Annotated in this window: 15 protein-coding genes; 6 read left to right on the top strand and 9 right to left on the bottom strand. The window is 69.4% G+C overall.

The genetic code is table 11. The features are described from left to right. Nucleotides 1-331: 331 nt before the first annotated feature. Both IEY55_RS00265 and IEY55_RS00270 read right to left on the bottom strand, forming a co-directional pair. The gene (locus IEY55_RS00265) at nt 332-1,492 is read right to left on the bottom strand and encodes a sensor histidine kinase (protein WP_189052759.1); all 1,161 of its coding nucleotides are present in this window, start codon (nt 1,490-1,492) and stop codon (nt 332-334) included. Further along, nucleotides 1,492-2,145: a response regulator transcription factor gene (locus IEY55_RS00270; RefSeq protein WP_189052760.1), complete on the bottom strand. Its 654-nt coding sequence runs from the start codon at nt 2,143-2,145 to the stop codon at nt 1,492-1,494. Before IEY55_RS00270 ends, IEY55_RS00265 begins: the two co-directional genes overlap by 1 nt. Nucleotides 2,146-2,357: 212 nt before the next feature. Here IEY55_RS00270 and IEY55_RS00275 point away from each other — a divergent pair, with 212 nt between their 5' ends. From IEY55_RS00275 to IEY55_RS00290, 4 genes are read left to right on the top strand one after another with little or no spacing between them, the layout of a single operon-like run. Next, nucleotides 2,358-2,888 carry a hypothetical protein gene (locus tag IEY55_RS00275; RefSeq protein ID WP_189052761.1) on the top strand — a complete coding sequence of 177 codons (531 nt, stop codon included), beginning with the start codon at nt 2,358-2,360 and terminating at the stop codon, nt 2,886-2,888. Next, nucleotides 2,885-3,985 (top strand): peptidoglycan-binding protein, encoded by a 1,101-nt coding sequence (locus IEY55_RS00280; protein ID WP_189052762.1) that lies wholly within the window; start codon nt 2,885-2,887, stop codon nt 3,983-3,985. Before IEY55_RS00275 ends, IEY55_RS00280 begins: the two co-directional genes overlap by 4 nt. Next, the gene (locus tag IEY55_RS00285) at nt 3,982-4,683 is read left to right on the top strand and encodes an ABC transporter ATP-binding protein (RefSeq protein WP_189052763.1); all 702 of its coding nucleotides are present in this window, start codon (nt 3,982-3,984) and stop codon (nt 4,681-4,683) included. Before IEY55_RS00280 ends, IEY55_RS00285 begins: the two co-directional genes overlap by 4 nt. A 29-nt stretch (nt 4,684-4,712) precedes the next feature. Further along, entirely contained in the window at nt 4,713-5,912 is a 1,200-nt protein-coding gene (locus tag IEY55_RS00290) for an ABC transporter permease (RefSeq protein ID WP_189053277.1), read from the top strand. Between the two features lie 246 nt (nt 5,913-6,158). Here IEY55_RS00290 and IEY55_RS00295 read toward each other — a convergent pair whose 3' ends face one another. Next, entirely contained in the window at nt 6,159-9,308 is a 3,150-nt protein-coding gene (locus IEY55_RS00295) for an endo-alpha-N-acetylgalactosaminidase family protein (RefSeq protein WP_189052764.1), read from the bottom strand. A 191-nt stretch (nt 9,309-9,499) separates the two neighbouring features. Between IEY55_RS00295 and IEY55_RS00300 the strand changes: the two genes are divergently transcribed. Next, complete coding sequence (locus tag IEY55_RS00300; protein ID WP_229685787.1) at nt 9,500-10,681, top strand: DUF418 domain-containing protein; 1,182 nt, start codon at nt 9,500-9,502, stop codon at nt 10,679-10,681. Nucleotides 10,682-10,951: 270 nt separating this feature from the next. After that, nucleotides 10,952-12,208 carry an MFS transporter gene (locus IEY55_RS00305; RefSeq protein WP_189052765.1) on the top strand — a complete coding sequence of 419 codons (1,257 nt, stop codon included), beginning with the start codon at nt 10,952-10,954 and terminating at the stop codon, nt 12,206-12,208. Here IEY55_RS00305 and IEY55_RS00310 read toward each other — a convergent pair. From IEY55_RS00310 to IEY55_RS00335, 6 genes are all read right to left on the bottom strand, one after another. Beyond that, entirely contained in the window at nt 12,174-13,493 is a 1,320-nt protein-coding gene (locus tag IEY55_RS00310; RefSeq protein ID WP_229685789.1) for a glycoside hydrolase 5 family protein, read from the bottom strand. The genes IEY55_RS00305 and IEY55_RS00310 overlap by 35 nt on opposite strands. Before the next feature lie 10 nt (nt 13,494-13,503). Beyond that, nucleotides 13,504-13,821 (bottom strand): DUF202 domain-containing protein, encoded by a 318-nt coding sequence (locus tag IEY55_RS00315; protein ID WP_189052766.1) that lies wholly within the window; start codon nt 13,819-13,821, stop codon nt 13,504-13,506. Between the two features lie 7 nt (nt 13,822-13,828). Beyond that, nucleotides 13,829-14,194, bottom strand: a complete 366-nt coding sequence (locus IEY55_RS00320; protein WP_189052767.1) for a YidH family protein — start codon at nt 14,192-14,194, stop codon at nt 13,829-13,831. A 165-nt stretch (nt 14,195-14,359) separates the two neighbouring features. Beyond that, nucleotides 14,360-15,232: an SGNH/GDSL hydrolase family protein gene (locus IEY55_RS00325; RefSeq protein WP_189052768.1), complete on the bottom strand. Its 873-nt coding sequence runs from the start codon at nt 15,230-15,232 to the stop codon at nt 14,360-14,362. Between the two features lie 75 nt (nt 15,233-15,307). Further along, nucleotides 15,308-15,583: a helix-turn-helix domain-containing protein gene (locus IEY55_RS00330; protein WP_189052769.1), complete on the bottom strand. Its 276-nt coding sequence runs from the start codon at nt 15,581-15,583 to the stop codon at nt 15,308-15,310. A 397-nt stretch (nt 15,584-15,980) separates the two neighbouring features. Further along, the gene (locus IEY55_RS00335; RefSeq protein WP_189052770.1) at nt 15,981-16,943 is read right to left on the bottom strand and encodes an MBL fold metallo-hydrolase; all 963 of its coding nucleotides are present in this window, start codon (nt 16,941-16,943) and stop codon (nt 15,981-15,983) included. Nucleotides 16,944-17,016: the final 73 nt, after the last annotated feature.

The following is a 17,016-nucleotide window of genomic DNA, read 5'->3' on the forward strand; positions in this document are numbered from 1 at the left end:
CCCGGACGGGCGGTCTGAGCGGAGATCGAGCGAATCGGTACCGATCCGGTGGCCACAAACGGCGCGGCTTTGCTTAGACTAGGGGTCGGCGGCTCGCTCCCGGTGACCCCCAGGCCGGTTGAGCGGGCCGCCCCTCCGCCTGGGGGACGTGTGTCCGCGGAGGGCGCGGACCGGTTGCTCCGGATTATTTTGGGGGCCGAGCCCCCAAACCTCCCACGGTGTGAGCTTGTTGCGACCCAGCGTGGTCACCTTGGCTGGTGACCAGCGCCGGAGAGTGCGTTGAAATCGCGTGGCCTTGGTGAGGGGACGCCCGGCTCAGCGTCCCCGCGGTTCATTTGTCGGCGTGGGTCGGCGCGGTGCGGTTCAGCGGGAGCCGGATTGCCACCTGCAGCCCGCCGCCGTCAGTCACCGGTCGTGGTCGGGCGGTCAGCGCGGCGTCGTGTGTGGTGGCGATCGAGCGCACGATGGACAACCCTAGCCCGACGCCGCCGGTGTCGGACCCGACCCGGCCGGCCCCGCGACGGAACGGCTCGAACAGCTCGGTCACCTGGCCGGGGTCCACCCGCGGCCCGGTGTTGGCCACCTCCACCGTGCCGTCGCCCCGGACCTCGACCCGGGCCCAACCGCCGGCGGTGTTGTGCCTCACCGCGTTGGTGACGAGGTTTGTCAGGAGTTGCCCCAGGAGCACGGGATCGCCGAGTACCTCAACGGGTTCGGTGCGTAGTTCGAGAGTTATGTCCCGGCTCTTCGCAATCGCACGGTTCCGTTCCACGACATCCGCGGCGAGTTGGTGGAGCGGCACCGGTTCCTTGTGCTCGAGGCCACGGTCGCTGCGTGCGAGAAGCAACAGGCCGTCCAAAAGCCGCTCGCTCCGTCGGTTCGCGTCCAGTAGTTGCTCCCGGACGGTGGCTATGCGTTCGGGGTCGGTGTCGGACAGTCCCACCTGGATCGCGGTGCGCTGGATCGCCAGCGGGGTGCGCAGCTCGTGGGAGGCGTTCGCGACGAACCGGCGCTGGCTCTCCGCGGCCGCCTCCAGGCGGGCCAGCATGTCGTCGAAGGTGCCGGCCAGTTCGGTCAGCTCATCGCGCGGCCCGCGCATCCCGATGCGCTCGTGCAGGTTGTCCCACGACAGCCGGCGGGCGGTGCCGGTGATGTCGCGCAGCGGGCGCAGCACCCGGCCGGCCACCCACCAGCCGGCCGCGATCGACGCGATGGCCAGGACCACCAGCGACAGCGCCGACCAGAGCAGGAGCTGCTGCAGCGCGGCGCCCGAGGACAGCGTGACCACGTCGTTCAGCTCGGACCGGGGCACGGTCGGCAGGGCGGGCACCGTGAGCTGTCCGGGGATCTCGTCGGCGCGGATCGCGACGCCGATCGTGTGCGGGAGGCTCTGCCGCATCAGGAGGTAGACCACGGTGAGCAGCACCGCGCCGAAGGCCAGGAAGAGCCCGCCGTAGAGCGCGGTGAGCCGGGCGCGAACCGTGAGGCGCATCAGATCCGGTACCCCGCGCCGGGGACCGTCTCGATCACCGGTGGCTCGCCGAGCTTCGCGCGCAGCTTGGACAACGCCACCCGGACCGCGTTGGTGAACGGGTCGGCGTGCTCGTCCCACGCCAGGCGGAGCAGTTGCTCGGAGCTGACGAGGGTGCCCTCCGCCCGCATGAGTACCTCGAGCACGGCGAACTCCTTGGGGGACAACATGATGGGCCGGCCGTCGCGGGTGACCCGGCGGCGGGCGGGGTCCAGTGTGATGCCGGCCCGCCGCAACACCGGCGGCAGCGCGGGCCGGGTGCGGCGGGCGAGCGCGCGAACCCGGGCCACCAGCTCGGGGAACTCGAAGGGCTTGGCGAGGTAGTCGTCGGCGCCGAGCTCCAGGCCGTCCACCCGGTCCTCCAGGGCGCCTGCGGCCGTGAGCATCAGAACCCGTGCGCGGTTGCCGGCTTCCGTCAGCTCCCGGCAGATCCGGTCACCATGCGTGCCGGGAAGGTCACGGTCGAGGACCACGACGTCGTAGTCGTGCAGGTCCAGTCGCTCCCGGGCGGCGGTGCCGTCGTAGGCCACGTCCACCGCCATGGTCTCCCGGCGGAGCCCGTCCGCGACGAGATCCGCCAGCACCCGTTCGTCCTCGACAACGAGCACCCGCATCGCACCGTCCTCCCTGTCCGTCCGGGTCTGGCCGGCCGAGACCGCTCGGACCCATCCAGCCGGCGGCGCATTCGGCGGACCGGGTCCGTCCACTGGGGAACGAGCCTGCTGGACGGGGTGTTTCCAAAACCTCTCCATTCACAGGAAGCCCTCAGAAACACCTCGGCACGTAGATCTGGTTTCACAACGGCCCGAGGGAAGGAAGTTGACCAATGCCGAAGACCCGTTCCGCACTCCTGGCCAGTGGCACGGTGCTGACGTTCGTGGCCCTCGCCGCGTGTGGCGGCAAGTCCGACGGTGACGGGGTGGCCAGCCTGGGCGGAGAGAAGAAGTCCTCGTCACAGCAGGCTGGCGGGAACGGCGGCAAGGGTGGTGAGGGCGACCTGGTCAAGTTCGCCCAGTGCATGCGGGAGAACGGCATCGACATGCCGGACCCGGATCCGAACGGCGGTGGGATCCGGATCCAGGCACAGACCGGCGGGGAGAGCGAGGCCGACACGAAGAAGATGGAGGAGGCCAGCAAGAAATGTGAGCGGTACCTGCCCAAGGACCGGATCGATCCCAAGTCCCCGGAGTTCCAGGAGCGGGCCCGGAAGATGGCCAAGTGCATGCGCGGGCGCGGCCATGACTGGGAGGACCCCAGCCCCGACGGCAAGGGGATCGCCATCGACGCCTCGAAGATGGACGACCCGAAGTTCCGCAGGGACATGGAGGAGTGCCAGAAGGAGAGCGAGAAGAAGTGACGATCGACAAGCGCAAGCGCCGTCGGCTCGTCACCGTCGGGGTTCTGGTGGCGTTGCTCGTCGGCGGGGCTGTCACCGCGACGGTTGCGTTTCGCGGCGGTGACGCCGACGCTGCGGGACCCGAGCAGGTGAGCACCAAGACCGCCGAGATCACACGTTCCACCCTGGTGCGTAGCAAGAACGTTGACGGGAAGCTCGGTTACGCGGGCAGCTACCAGATCGCGGGCGGGCGTGACGGAACGATCACCGCCCTGCCCAAGGTGGGCGATGTCATCAACAAGGGCAAGCCGGTCTATCACGTGAATGGCAAGCCGGTCCCGCTGTTCGTCGGCGACACCCCCTTCTGGCGCGAACTGGTAGCCGGTATGAGCGACGGTCCGGACGTGAAGGTTCTGGAGCAGAACCTCAAGGACCTCGGCTTCTTCGGTGGCGTGCCGGACGAGAAGTTCACCTCCTACACCACGACGGCGATCAGAAACTGGCAGAAGTCCCTGGGACTGGAGCAGACCGGCAGGCTCGCGCCGGGTGATGTTGTCGTGCAGCCCTCGGAGCTGCGGGTGTCCAAGGTGGACGCCGCGTTGGGTGGACCGGCCCAGGGCAACGTCCTCACCGCGAGCGGCACGGACCGCGTGGTCACGGTCGATCTGTCGGTGGCCGACCAGACGCTTGCGCAGGCCGGGGCCAAGGTCGAGGTGTCCCTGCCCGGTGGCGGGCGGTCGACCGGCACCGTGCAGAAGGTCGGCACGGTGGCCAGCTCGGGGCAGAACGGGACCGGCCAGGGCCAAGGCCAGGGCAACGGGCAGGACAAGGCCACGATCCCGGTGGAGGTGTCCCTCGACGACCCGGCCGCGGCCGGGAACCTCGACGGTGCCCCGGTCTCGGTGGGTTTCACCAGCGAGCGCAAGGAGAACGTGCTCTCGGTACCGGTCAACGCGCTGCTCGCGCTCGCCGAGGGCGGCTACGCCGTCGAGGTCGTCGAGCCGGACGGCAGCAAGCGGCTGGTGAAGGTCGAGCTGGGGATGTTCGCGCAGGGCAAGGTCGAGGTCAGCGGGGACGACGTGCGCGAGGGAATGAAGGTGACGGTGGCGGGAGCATGACGAGAGTTCCGGTCATCGAGCTGGAGAACGTGTCTCGGATCTATCCCGGCGGGGTCACGGCGTTGCGGTCGGTGTCGATGCGCATCGAGGCCGGTGAGCTGCTCGCGGTGGTGGGGCCGTCGGGGTCGGGCAAGTCGACGATGCTGCAGATGATGGGCACGCTGGACCGGCCCAGCTCGGGAGTTGTGCGGCTGCTGGGGCACGACGTTGCCGAGCTGGACGATCGACAGCTCTCCGCGGTGCGGGCGAACTGGATCGGGTTCGTGTTCCAGCAGTTCTTCCTCACCGCGCACCACACGGCAGCGGAGAACGTTGCCACGGGTCTGCTCTACGGCGGTGTCTCTCCGGCGCAGCGGAAAGAACGTGCCGTCGCGGCGTTGCGTCGGGTGGGCCTGGGGCACCGGGTCGACCATCGGCCCGCGGAGCTGTCCGGCGGGGAGCGGCAGCGGGTGGCCATCGCGCGGGCCCTGGTGGGGCGGCCGGCGATCGTGCTCGCCGACGAGCCGACGGGTGCGCTGGACTCGCGTTCCGGCTCGGGTGTCGTGGAACTGCTGCGGGAGCTGAACGCGGAGGGCACGACCATCGCGGTGATCACGCACGACACCACGCTGGCGGCGTCGTTGCCCCGGCAGGTAGCGATCCTCGACGGCGCGGTCCAGCGCGATACGGCGGCGGAGCCCGGGGAGGTGGGACCGTGAGCGTGTCGGCGCCGGCCCCGGGACGGGCGATGCCGGCACCGTTGCCGAAACCGGCCCGGCTCAACCCGTGGGACCTTGTCCGTGCCGGAGTCTCCGGGGTGGTGGGGCGCCCGGTGCGTGCGGTGCTGTCCGCGCTGGGGATCGCGATCGGTGTGGCCGCGATGGTGGCGGTGCTCGGCATCAGCGCCGCCAGCCAGGCACAGATCGCCGGACAGTTGGAGCAGCTGGGCACCAACCTGCTCCGGGTGACCGCCGGCAAGACCTTCTTCGGCGACCAGTCGAAGCTTCCGGAGAACGCCGACGAGATGGTGCGCCGGATCGGACCGGTACGGCAGGCGAGCGCGACCGGTGCGGTTCCCGACACCACGGTGCGGCGAAGCAACAAGGTCGATCCCCGGGAGACCGGGGGTATCTCGGTCAACGCCGCCCGGCTCAACCTGCTGGAGTTGCTCGGGGCCAAGGTGCGGTCCGGAACGTGGCTGAACGAGGCCACGGCCCGCTACCCATCGGTGGTGCTGGGTTCGTTGGCCGCCGAACGGCTCGGGATCACCGCGCCAGGCCAGCAGGTCTACCTCGGTAACCAGTGGTTCACCGTGGCCGGGATCCTGGACGAGGTACCGCTGGCGCCGGAGATCGACCGATCGGCCCTGGTGGGCTGGCAGGTGGCCAAGGAGCAGCTCGGTTTCGACGGCCACCCCACGACGGTCTACGAAAGGTCCTCGGACGAGTCGGTGGAGGTGGTGCGCGACGTGCTCGCGCAGACGGTCAACCCGCAGAGCCCCAACGAGGTCGAAGTCAGCCGACCCTCGGACGCGCTGGCCGCCCAGCTCGCGGCCAAGTCCACCTTCACCGGGCTCTTTCTCGGGCTGGGCGCGGTAGCGCTGCTCGTCGGCGGTGTCGGGGTGGCCAACACCATGGTCGTCTCGGTGCTGGAGCGCCGGTCGGAGATCGGCCTGCGGCGCGCGCTCGGGGCCGGACGTGGACAGATCCGCAAACAGTTCCGCACCGAGGCCGTGTTGTTGTCCGGTGCCGGCGGCGTTGCAGGGGTGCTGCTGGGCCTGGGGATCAGCGCGGCATACGCGGTCAGCAGTGGCTGGCCGGTGGTGGTACCCATCACCGCGATCGGCGCCGGGGTCGGGGCCTCGGTACTGATCGGCACGCTCGCGGGCTGGTTCCCGGCCGGGCGGGCGGCGCGCATGTCACCGACCGCGGCGCTCACCGGGGGGTGAGCGCGAGGTGTGGTCCGGCGGGTTGTCGGGGGCCCGCCGGACCACCCGCGCCGACGCGGGCGGCCAAGTGTCGTCGTGGCCGAGCACGTTCAAGATCGCCAGGTCGGGACCGGGGGCTCGCCTGGATCTGGTTTGGTACGCCCGGCGCGATGCGGACGCGGTGCTCCTGGCCTCGCCCGGACCGGCCCTGCCGCGGTGATCGGCAGGGCCGGCATGGGGCGACCCTTCAGCCGGCCGCGCTCGAGGTCACCGAGCCCGGCCCCGGTCGGTGCGCTCGGCGGTTCCGGCCTCGCACGGCACCCCCGCACCGCTCGTGGGGCCGAGGTCGACAACCTCGAAGTTGTCGAGGCTGAACTCGACCCCGTTGTCCCGCACCAACTTCCGAAGTCCGACCCAGGTGTCCCCGCAGGTGCTCGCGTCGAACTCGAGTACCTCCGCACCCGGCGTCGATCTGGCCGGTAGGGGTTTCACCAGTTCCTCGTGCGGCTTGCCGTCCGGGCCATCGGTGCCGAGTACCCAGCCGTACGCGCCGTCCGCCGCGGACTCGTAGGCAAACCGCACGCGATACCGGTGCCCGGGCTCGAACCGGACGTCGGTGGGAAGGGTCCGGTAGACCAGCTGGGGCGCGTACTCGAACGACTTCAGACTCCACCTGCCCGCAAGCACGTCGTCGATCTTCTTGTTGTTCCACCCGGCCTGGGTGTACGGCGCGTTCAGCTCCGCGAGGTGGGTGCGAGAGTCGGAGCGGCTGTCACCACCGTGCACGAACGGTCCCCACCCCTGGTCGACGTCCTCGAAGTCCCAGAAGCTGACAGTGCCCTCCTTGGCTGGTCGGGCCATGCGCACGATTCGGGCGTCGTCCAAGCGAACCACGGCATCGCCACTGTCCGCCCGAACACCGAACTCCACCGCGTCGTGCCCTTCCGGAACATCGAAGAACACCCGGACTCGTTGGAAGTGGGTATCGCGTTTCTCGTCCGCCGCGACGCGGTTGGGGACAGCCGAGCGCTCCAGACGGACGCTCTCCTCACGCCCGTCACGTGGCGTGACGAACACCGTGGTGTCGCGCCGTTGCCCGGGCTCGATCTCCACCGAGATCGACGCGGAGTAGGAGCCGGGCGCCAGGCCGGACACGCGCTGTGCCAGGGTCACCTCGCCGCCACCGCGGATCACGGCCTCCTGCTGGCCCCGTTCGTTGCGTCCGACCGAGGCGGACTCTGAGTCTCCGGAAACAGACCATCGCGAGAGGTCACCGGCGTTGAAGCCGGGGTCGCGCAGCGGGGTTCCCTCGCCCCAGCCGGGGGCGGGTTGGGGCCGGCTGGGCTCGAGCCCGGGGTGGAGGACGTAAGGCACGCCGGCCTTGGCGTCCAAGGTCACCTTTCCGCCCCGCACCCGAATCATTCCCGCGTGTTTGCGACCCTGGTCGGTCAACTCGTAGCGGTGGACGGCGGGTAGTTGGCTCCACTGCGGTGGAAGCTGCCAGGTGGTGGTCCCGCCCGTGGGGTTGTAGTGGTAGGCCTTCTCGGGTCGCGCGGGGTTCCACGGCAACAGGTAGGTCCCACCGTCATAGACAAGTCGGTCACCCTGGAAGATCTGCCTGCGGCCGGCGGTGTCGGTCACCCGGACTCCGTCGGAGAGCCTGATCTCGTGCTCGCTCATCCGCCGCACCGGGAAGTGCTGCATGTACTTGGTCGGCAGGTTCTGGCGGAAGACGTTGGCCAGGAACGCGTTGTAGTCGGTCTTGGCCTGCCAACCCTCGAACTCGACGATCCGGCTTCCCATCAGTAGCGGATGCTGGACGAACACGTCCTTATGGTCGTTGCGCAGGAACCGGATGATCGCCGAGTTGATCCCCCGCACCGAGTCGGGTCCGTAGTCCAGCTCGTTCGCCCAGTGCGACCACAGTTGCTCGCGCTCCAACCGGTGCGACCACTCGGAGAGCACCTGGAAGCCCTGGCCACGCAACTCGCGCATGAGCCGTTCGGCGGTCCACCCCGTCTCGCGGAACACGTCGACGTAGAGGACGTCCAACAGTCCCGCCGTCTCGTCCCGAAGCTGGCGGAACCGGCGCTGGACATCCCCTGAGACGAGATCGTGGCGTTGGTTGATCCGGTAGGACTGGTCCATCCACGCCCAGGCCGGGTCGTTGACGTTGACCAGGTCCTCGGAGAAGGCGTGTGCCTCGGGGTAGGACTCGGTGGCGTTCACGTGGACGGCGAAGTCGACGTTCCACGGCCTTCCGTACTTCAGTAGGGCCCGTAAGTCTCGGAGACCTCCGGCGCGCTGGTTGTAGTGACCCCCGTAGTCCGGGTGCGCCGCGTCATGCCCTTCCGACTGGTAGCCCTTCAGCAGTGCCAGCTGTCGCAAGCCGTCGGTGGCGAGGCTGATCCGCTTGACATCGTCCAACGTTCGTAGGAACGGGTGGGTCGCGGTGGAGCCGATGTTGTAGGGGATGTGCGGTACCACGCGGTGCCTGGTGTGCTCCGCCCCGGCGGGCATCCACATGATCTTGCGGAATGCGATCGCCGCGTCCTGCCAGTCGACAACGGAGTCGCCGTTGCGGTCCCCGCTGAGGACGACCCTCGCCAACGGAACCGGGGTCGGTTCGGTGTCGTCGGTGCGAGCCCCGCGCGCCCGGTACGTCCACTGACCACTCCACACGCTGACCGTGGTCACGTCGCCGTTCCTGCGCGCCTGCCGCCATAGGCGGCCGTTGTCGTTGGTGTTGGGGGCACCGTCGTTGTCGTAGACCGACATCGTCTCGATCGCGGCGGCGAGCTTGCCGGTACTGACGAGGGCATAGGCCGAGCCCTGCGGCTCCGCGTCGGCCGGCGTGTCCGCCGTGACCGGGTAGATGCTGTCTCCGTTGCCGTTCTTGTCGACATCGATCCGTGCGGCGGCGACCTGCGGCGCGGGATCGTCGCTCCGCACCGAAACCAGGTCGTGGTCGGGAATGTCAATGGTGTGGACGCGGAAGCTGTCACTGTCGACCACGCGCTCGATCCAGAACTCGGTGGCCCCGTCCCGCACCATGATCGACGCATGCAACCGCACGTCGGGAAGTTCCGGGAAGGTGATCCGGTACGCGGCGCGGAAGTCCGCTTCGAGCCGGACATCGGCCTCGACCCGCACGGGCCTGCCGTTCAGCACGATCGTGTCCAGCGGCTCGTCGCGGCCGTGCAGCGTGTTGCCGCTGCTCCGGTCGGTGTAGCTGACGACGCGGGGGAACTCGGTGCCCACGAGGACCTCGACGGACGGGGTCCACAGCCGCATGGTGCCCGGCGGGACGTCGGTCACCGGCTGGGCCGCGGTCGGGACCGCGGTGACCACGGACCCGCCCGCAGCAACGAGAACCGCAGGGAGTACGGCGGTGAGCAGGGCGCTGCGTGCCGGCATGGCCCCTCCTGGCTCGGCTGCGCGAATGTGTACTTCGTAGATTTTTTATGAACAAAAGTCAACAGTTTCGCTCATGAACGTGCATGAGTAGGAACGGTCTGCGTCGGACGGGCGGCCGGGGGGAGCGGCCAGAGGTGTGGTGTGGAGCAAAGTGCTCCTCGTTTTTAACACAGATGTGCTAAAAAGTGCGGGTGGCTGAGACGACGCAGTTCGCGCCGAGGCCGGCGCGGACCGAGGGGGAACAACGGATCGTCCTGCTGGACGTGCTCCGTGGAGTGGCCATCCTGGGAACGTTGGGCACCAACATCTGGATCTTCACCGAACCCGGGGGCCTGCTCGCCGCGATCACGCGGCTGGAAGACGACGTGTCGGTGGTCGAGGCCGTGTTGCGGTTCCTGGCCAACGGGAAGTTCCTGGGGATGCTGACGATCCTGTTCGGCGTTGGCCTGGAGATCCAACGCGCCTCGGCCACCCGTCGGGGGAAGCGGTGGCCGGGTCGGTACCTGTGGCGGATGGCGCTGCTGTTCGCCGACGGGGTCCTGCACTACGTGCTGGTGGTCGAGTTCGACATCCTGATGGGGTACGCGGTCACCGGGATCGTGGTGTCGTACCTGGTCCTCACGAGTGAACGGGCGCAACGGCGATGGATGATCGCGGCCGGCGCGGTCCACGTCCTCCTCGTCACCGCGGTCACGTTCCTGCTGGCGACCGCCAGCGCCGAGGACCCGGGTGGGCCGCCGATCACGATCTACACCGACGGCAGCTATCTCGACCAGATCCGCTTCCGGTTCGAGCACATGGCGGCGTTCCGGGCCGAGCCGATCTACACGATCCCGATGGCAGTGTGCCTCTTCCTGCTCGGGACCCGTCTCTACCGCGCGGGAGCCTTCGGCGCGGACGAGCGGGGACGAGCCATTCGCCGCAGGCTGATGATCTACGGTCTGGGAATCGGGGTGCCGCTCAACCTCGCCACCGCCCTCTCGGGGAACTTCGCCCTGGGGTTCGTCGACCGGTACCTACTGCCGCCGCTGGTGGCCCTGGGCTGCATCGGCCTGCTGGGGTGGTTGATCGAGCGAGTGCGCCAGGGCTGGGTGACGGCGAGCCTGGCGTCGATGGGCCGGATGGCGCTGTCCTGCTACATGATGCAGAACATCCTTGCGTCGGTTCTCTGCTATGGCTGGGGCCTGGGTCTCGCGGCGAAGCTGGTCGACATCCGGGCGTTGTGGACGCCCCTCGCGTGGCTCGCGATCGCGCTGGTGCTGCTGGTGTTCAGCCGGCTGTGGCTCGCGCGGTTCCGCCAGGGTCCGTTCGAAGCGGTATGGCGATGGGCGGTGGAGTCGCCGCGGCGCCGTCGGCCGGCCCGCCCGAACTAGCACGAGAAGCGACCGACCACGCTGTTGCCGACGGCCCACCGGCCCGCAAGGGCTGATGGGCCATCGCTGCGTGTGGGCTGAGCCACTCATTCTCGGGCAAAGACCGCTATTGATCTACTGATTCAGTCGTAAAAACTGGCGATCTCCACCGAATCAGTACTACCTTGGACGACATCTCGCGAGGTCCGGGTTCGGTGCGAACCCGTGGACACGCGGAGCCCTCCCCCAACCGGGTCGAGCGGCGTGTGCGAATGCAATGGACGGTGAGCGATGTTCCCGGCGGAGATGGTCAGGCGTGCCCGAAGGGCCACCGTGGCCACCTTCGGCGTCATCGGTTTTCTCTTCGGTGTCTGGGCCGCCCGGATCCCGAGCCTGGCCGCCGACCTCGGCCTCGGTGCGGCCGCTGTCGGCCTCGTGGTGTTGTGCTGGGGCGTGGGTGCCCTGCTCTGCATGCAGGCCATGCGCGTGGTGCTGGCCCGGGCCGGAAGCGGCGTCGTGCTTCGCGTGGCGACCGCGGCGTCGGCCATCACGGTCCTGCCGGTCGCGTTCGCGCCCGCACTCTCCCTCCTGGTGCCAGCCGTTGTCCTCTACGGCATGGCGTTCGGCATGGCCGACGTGGCGATGAACGCACAAGCAGCCACACTCGAGCGGATCACCCAGCGCCACGTGATGAACCGGATGCACGCGGGATGGAGCGCAGGCGCGGTGGCTGGCGGTCTGTGGGGCGTGGTGAGCGCGGCCGCCGGGCTCGGCTTCACCGCCACGCTGGCGATCGGCGGTGTGGCCATGCTTCCGGTCGCACTGGGGCTCGGAACCCGCTACCTGCCGGACGGTACGGCCGCCGCGGCCACGAACACCAGCACCGAACGGAAACGCCGGGTTCGCCTGCCCGCGGTGGTCTACGTCGCGGGAGCACTGTGCTTCGGCGGTTTCATGGTCGAGGGCGCGGCGGGGGACTGGAGTGCGCTCTACCTGAGCAACACGATCCTGAGCACGGAGGCCGTCGCCGCATTGGCCTACCCGTTGTTCGAGGCGGCCATGCTGGCCGGCCGGATGCTCGGTGACCGCGTGCGTGCGGTGGTCGGCGCACGCCGGATGCTGATCGGCGCCGGCGCCCTGACCGCCCTGGCGTTCACCGTCGTGGTGACGGCCACCAGCGCCTTGCAGGCGCTGCTCGGCTTCTTTTTTGCGGGCATGGCGGTGTGCGTGGTCGTCCCCCTCGCGTTCTCCCTGGCCGGCTCACTCGTGCCGCGTGCGGTTTCCGGCGCTGCGGTCGCACAGACCGCCGTGTTCGGTTACACGGGCCTGCTCCTGGCGCCCGTGCTCATCGGTTTCCTCGCAAGTGGCACAAGCTTGCGCCTCGGTCTCGGCACCGCGGTCGTGATCGGCGCGCTCATCACGATGGGCGCATGGACCCTTCCGCGCGACCAGCAACACTCGAGCGGCGAGGAGGGCTCCCACCCGGACACCGAGGCAAGCGCCAAGGAAACCGTCACAGCGTCTCGTGCGGACGCAGGAGTTCGGTGATACCGCGGTTGGCAAGGTGCTCGGCGTCGTTCGTGCGCTCGCCGAGCACCACCGCCGGCCGTGCACCGGCCGCGGTCAACCGCATCCACGCCTCGAAGAACGCGCCACCCGGTCCGGACGGGCCGCGTCCACCCTCCAGGACCAGCGCGACCTTCCGGGGTTCCGGCCGCGGCGGGATCGCCCGTAGATGGGAGATCGTCTCGGCGAAAGCCTTGGCCAACGGTTTGCGCGACCGGTCGGATCGCAGCAGCCCCAGACCGTATTCCAGCTCCGGATAGTCGAGGAACCGGCGGCTGACGTCGTGCGAACACCACCACGTCACACCCCACACGTTCCTGGCATCAACCACATTGGACAGTGTGTGCACGGCGAACTCGGGTGCGTCATAAACGGGGATGTGTCCGTCCGGGGCGCCGACCTCCTGGACCCACACCATCCGGTTCGCGTCATCGGCGTACGCCTTCGACAGCTCCACCGCGTACTCCGCGAGATGAGTTGCCTCCACCGAGAGTGGGCCGTAGCGGCGGGCACAGTTGTTGGTGAACACCCACGGATGAACAACGGTCATCGCGCCCTTTGTCGCGGACGCACGAGGTGTGAACGGGTGACCATCGACGTACCACACGGCGTCGTAGGCACTGTGACAGTGCGGGTGCGCCGGATCCGTTTCCTGACATGCCCGGAGCAACCGATCCAGCCAAGCGTCAACTTCGCTGGGACCACAGGGATTGTGTGGCACCAGGTTGTTCGGCTCGTTACCGAGGGTGATCCCGAGGAAGTTCGGTTCGTCGCGCAACGTCTCGGCCAGGTTGGTCAGCAGGACCGCCTGCGCGTGGATCACGTCGGGATCGGTGAAGATGTTGGCCTGGTGCCAGGTTTGCGTCCACGACGGGTAGAAGTCGAAGCTCGACAGATGGCCCTGCAGCGCGTCCACGGAGATGTCGAGCCCGCATTCCCGCGCGATGTGCACCATCTCCACGAGCTGGGCGATGGCACGCGGTCGAATGGTCCCGCGGTTCGGCTGGAAAACAGGCCAGACGCAGAAGACGCGAACGTGGTCCAGCCCGAGCTCGGCCAGACCGGCGAAGTCGCGGCGGATGGAGTCGGTGTCGAAGTCGAGCCAGGTGTGCCACCAGTGTTCGGACGGGGTGTAGTTGGCGCCGAATCGGGGAGCCTCCTGCTGCGTACTGATGACGCACCTCCTCTGCCCGGGACCTGCTCGCCGCGTCGAGTAGCCACACGGTCCATTCGAGGCATAACAGGAATCCGGGGCCGGCAAAGCCACTGAACGGAGGTCAACCGAGGAGTACGTATGCCACGCCCAACAGGCCGACCGTGACGGCGAGGGCGGTGGACGCGGCGGGCAGCCGTCCGTCCGGCAGGGGCAGGTTCCCGCGGAGCCGGGCGGTGCCGCGCCGGTAACGCCGCCACGCCAGCACACCCACCGTCGCGGTCAGCGGCAGGGCGGTCGCCGTGAGCACCGCGGCGAGGGCCACGTGTCGGACCGCGGTCAGCTGGACCGCGACCAGGGCGAGCACCAGGAATGTCAGGCTCGTGCGCAGCCACGCCAGCGCCGTACGTTCGGGCTGGAGTCCGGGGTCCCAACGGGGCACGGCGTACTCACCGCCACAGGATGAGCAACACGACCAACACCCCGGCCAGGCCCAGCCCGTAGCCCAGCAACGCCGCCAGCCGGGGGGACGGCAGCGGGCGACCGGTCCGCATCGCCCGCTCGGTCCGCGCCCACCTCCCGAACGCCGTGGCCGCGGTGGCGATCCCGGCAACGAGCAACCCCAGGGCCAGCACGTCCTGCAGCCGGCTCTCCGGGGTCACCGTCTCGGCGGCCACCCCACCGGCCATCAACGCCAGGGAGGTGCGTAGCCAGGCCAGGAAGGTGCGCTCGTTGGCCAGCGTGAACCGCGGGTCCGGCTCCTCCCCGACCCGGTAGACCCGCCGCGGCCAGCGGCGATCCCGTTCGTCACCCACAAGACGACGGTATGCGCCGTTCCGCCGAGCGGCTGGCTCGACACCCGGCCGCGGGACTGGCGGGGAAGGGCGACCGGGACTCCGGAGAGGGAAGTCGATACGGAAACGGCGCCCGGGCGGGACTGCCCGGGCGCCACCTCGCAGACGTTCACGTGGGTAACAGGCTCACAGCTGCCGCAGAATGAGGTCGGCGACCCCCGCCATGCCCGCGGCGTTCGGGTGCAGCGGTGCGCCCTCGTTCTCGGGGAAGGCGTCCTCCACCCAACGCTGGTCGGCCGGGGCGCACGCGTGGCGGCCGGCGGAAGCCGCGTACACGTCAACGTGCTCGACACGGTTCTCCCCGGCCTGCCGGGCCAGCATCTCGTTCAGCGTCCGCTGGAGACCATGGAGGTAGGTGACGTCACCGGCGGCGAACGGCACGTCCGGGTGGCAGCCGGTGTCCTCCGGCATCACCTGCATGTAGTTCACCACGAGGATCCGGGCCTGCGGGGCGCGCTTGCGGATCTCGCCGAGCACGCGGTCGACCCCGGCTTCGGCCTGCTCGATGGCGGCCTGGTACTCGTCGTGCCCGTCGCGGAGCACGTCGTCGCGGCACGGGGAACCCGTCAGGTTGGTCACGCCGTGCCGGGCGCAGCGCAGGGCCAGCTCGATGTAGCCCATCTCGTTGCCGCCCAACCCGAGGGTCACGAGGTCGGTCTGCGGGGTCAGCGCGTCGAGCTGCGGCGGCTGGTTCGCGATCGCGCCGAACGGACCGCCGGTCTGCCGCGCGAACATCTCGCGGATGCCCGCACCGGCACAACTGACGTCCGCCAGGGGAACGCCGAGCCTCTCCGAGACCAGCGAGGGGTAGTTGCGGCCGGAGCGGAAGCAACCCGGCGACACCTGCGGCGGGATGAACGGCCCCGAAGTGAAGGAGTCGCCGATCGCGACGTAGCGCTGGAAGCTCGGCGCCGCGGCGGCGGGGACGGCGGGCAGGAGGAGCCCGGCGACAACGGTGAGCAGGACCAGTACCGGGCTGCTCCGCAGGGGACCTGACATGTCAACCCTCTACTGGTGAGTAGTGATGCGGGCGACTGCAGAGTGTCCTGGGTCGCATCCGGCGGTCAAGCAAGATCACTCGCCCGTGGGGACCTGTGCGGCCAACGTTGTCACCGCCCCACCCAGCACGTACTTGCCGTCCGGCCGGCGGTGCACGAAACCCCGCCGCAGCAAGGTGGTCAGCAGCCGGCTGGCGATGGAGCGGTGCAGCTCCAGCTGCCTGCCGACCTGGGTGGGGGAGAGCCCCTCCGGGGTTCGTCCCAGCAGTTCCAGCACGGCGAGCCCGCGATCGAGCGTCTGCGCGATCTCGCCGGTCCGGTGCCCGTTGTCAGAGGTAATACATCCGATCATCTCGGTCATTCTGACCCGCGTTCCGGTTTCGCGCACCCTTGGGGTGATCTTGGGCGGTCCGGCGCCGGGAGAAAGCCGGCAAATCGCCCGCAAAAGTCCGCCTCCGGCGGAATCCGTTGCCTTGTCGCGCACCCGGCCATTCCCGGATGCGAAGAATATGGGCCCGGTTCCGTCGGCGGCGCGCGTTCCACCGTTCGGAAAGTAGCGTGGTTCACGCACATGAAAACGGATTCCGGGAAACCGTCGGGAGAGCGGCGAATGCGCGGCGTCGTCGATGCCGGGTCCGACTCGCAAGGCTGCCCCCGCGTCAGTGCCGCTCGAGGTTCGACCGTGGAGCTGACCCCCGTCGCCGTAGGCCGGAGCTGCGCGGTGTCGTCAACTTCATCGGCGGGCTTCGTTAGGTCGTTGCCGTGAGGGCGTCCCAGACCTCGCGGTCGCGGGCCGCCGTCCAGATCTCCGGGTGCTCTTCCCCGGCGAGCTCCTCCCACGCGCGCTCCACATCGAAGGGCAGTACGTGCGTGTAGATCGGCATGTCCCCGTAGACGGGGGACAACGCCTCGTCGGCCGCCTGGTACGCCTCCCGAATCGTCCCGCCGCTGCGTTGCACAGCCGCCACGCACCCGATCAGCGTGGTGAGGAAACGACGGGTCAGCCCGATCGCCTCGTCAACGGCGTCCCGGCCGCGCGCCACCTCACCGCGACCACCGACGAGCGTCGTCGCACCGAGCCCCGCCACCTCGTCCAGGGTCCGCAGCCACGCGTGGTGGTAGGCGTCGCCGGTGTAGACGGCCGAGCCCGTCTCCACGAGGTCGCCGGCGAACGCCACCCGGTCCCGCGGCAGCCAGGCCACGAGGTCGCCGGCGGTGTGGCCGCGGCCGAGCCAACGCAGCTCCAGCGCGCCCCGGTCCCCACCCAGCTCGATGTGCAGCCGGTCGGTGAAGGTCAGCGTCGGCCAGGTCAGGCCAGGAATGCTCTCGTGCCCGGTGAACAGCCGGGGCATGCGGCGGAACTCGCTCTCCCAGTCCTGGGCTCCGCGCTCGGCGACAAGCCGCCTCGTCTCGGTGTGCGCGACGATCGCGTCCGCGTCGAACGCACTCGCGCCGAGCACCCGAACCGCGTGGTAGTGCGACAGCACCAGATACCGCACGGGCTTGTCGGTGTGTTCCCGCAGCCGCTCGAGCCAGCGGCGGGCCATCACCGGCGTGGCCCGCGCCTCGAAGCAGACCAGGAAGTCCTCGCCCTCGATGGCGCCGACGTTCGGATCGCCCTCGGCGGTGAGCGCGTACACGCCCTCGGCCAGCACTTCGAGCGTCTCGGTCTTCTCGGTCAGGTCCGCCGAGGACGCGAACGGTTTGACCACGGCTGCCTCCTCACGCTGATGCGGCCACAGCGCGTGGACCCGGTGGGCGTGCGCACCCGGAACGGGGCAACGG

The organism is Longimycelium tulufanense (genome assembly GCF_014645795.1).
In the GTDB taxonomy this organism is placed as follows: Bacteria; Actinomycetota; Actinomycetes; order Mycobacteriales; family Pseudonocardiaceae; genus Longimycelium; species Longimycelium tulufanense.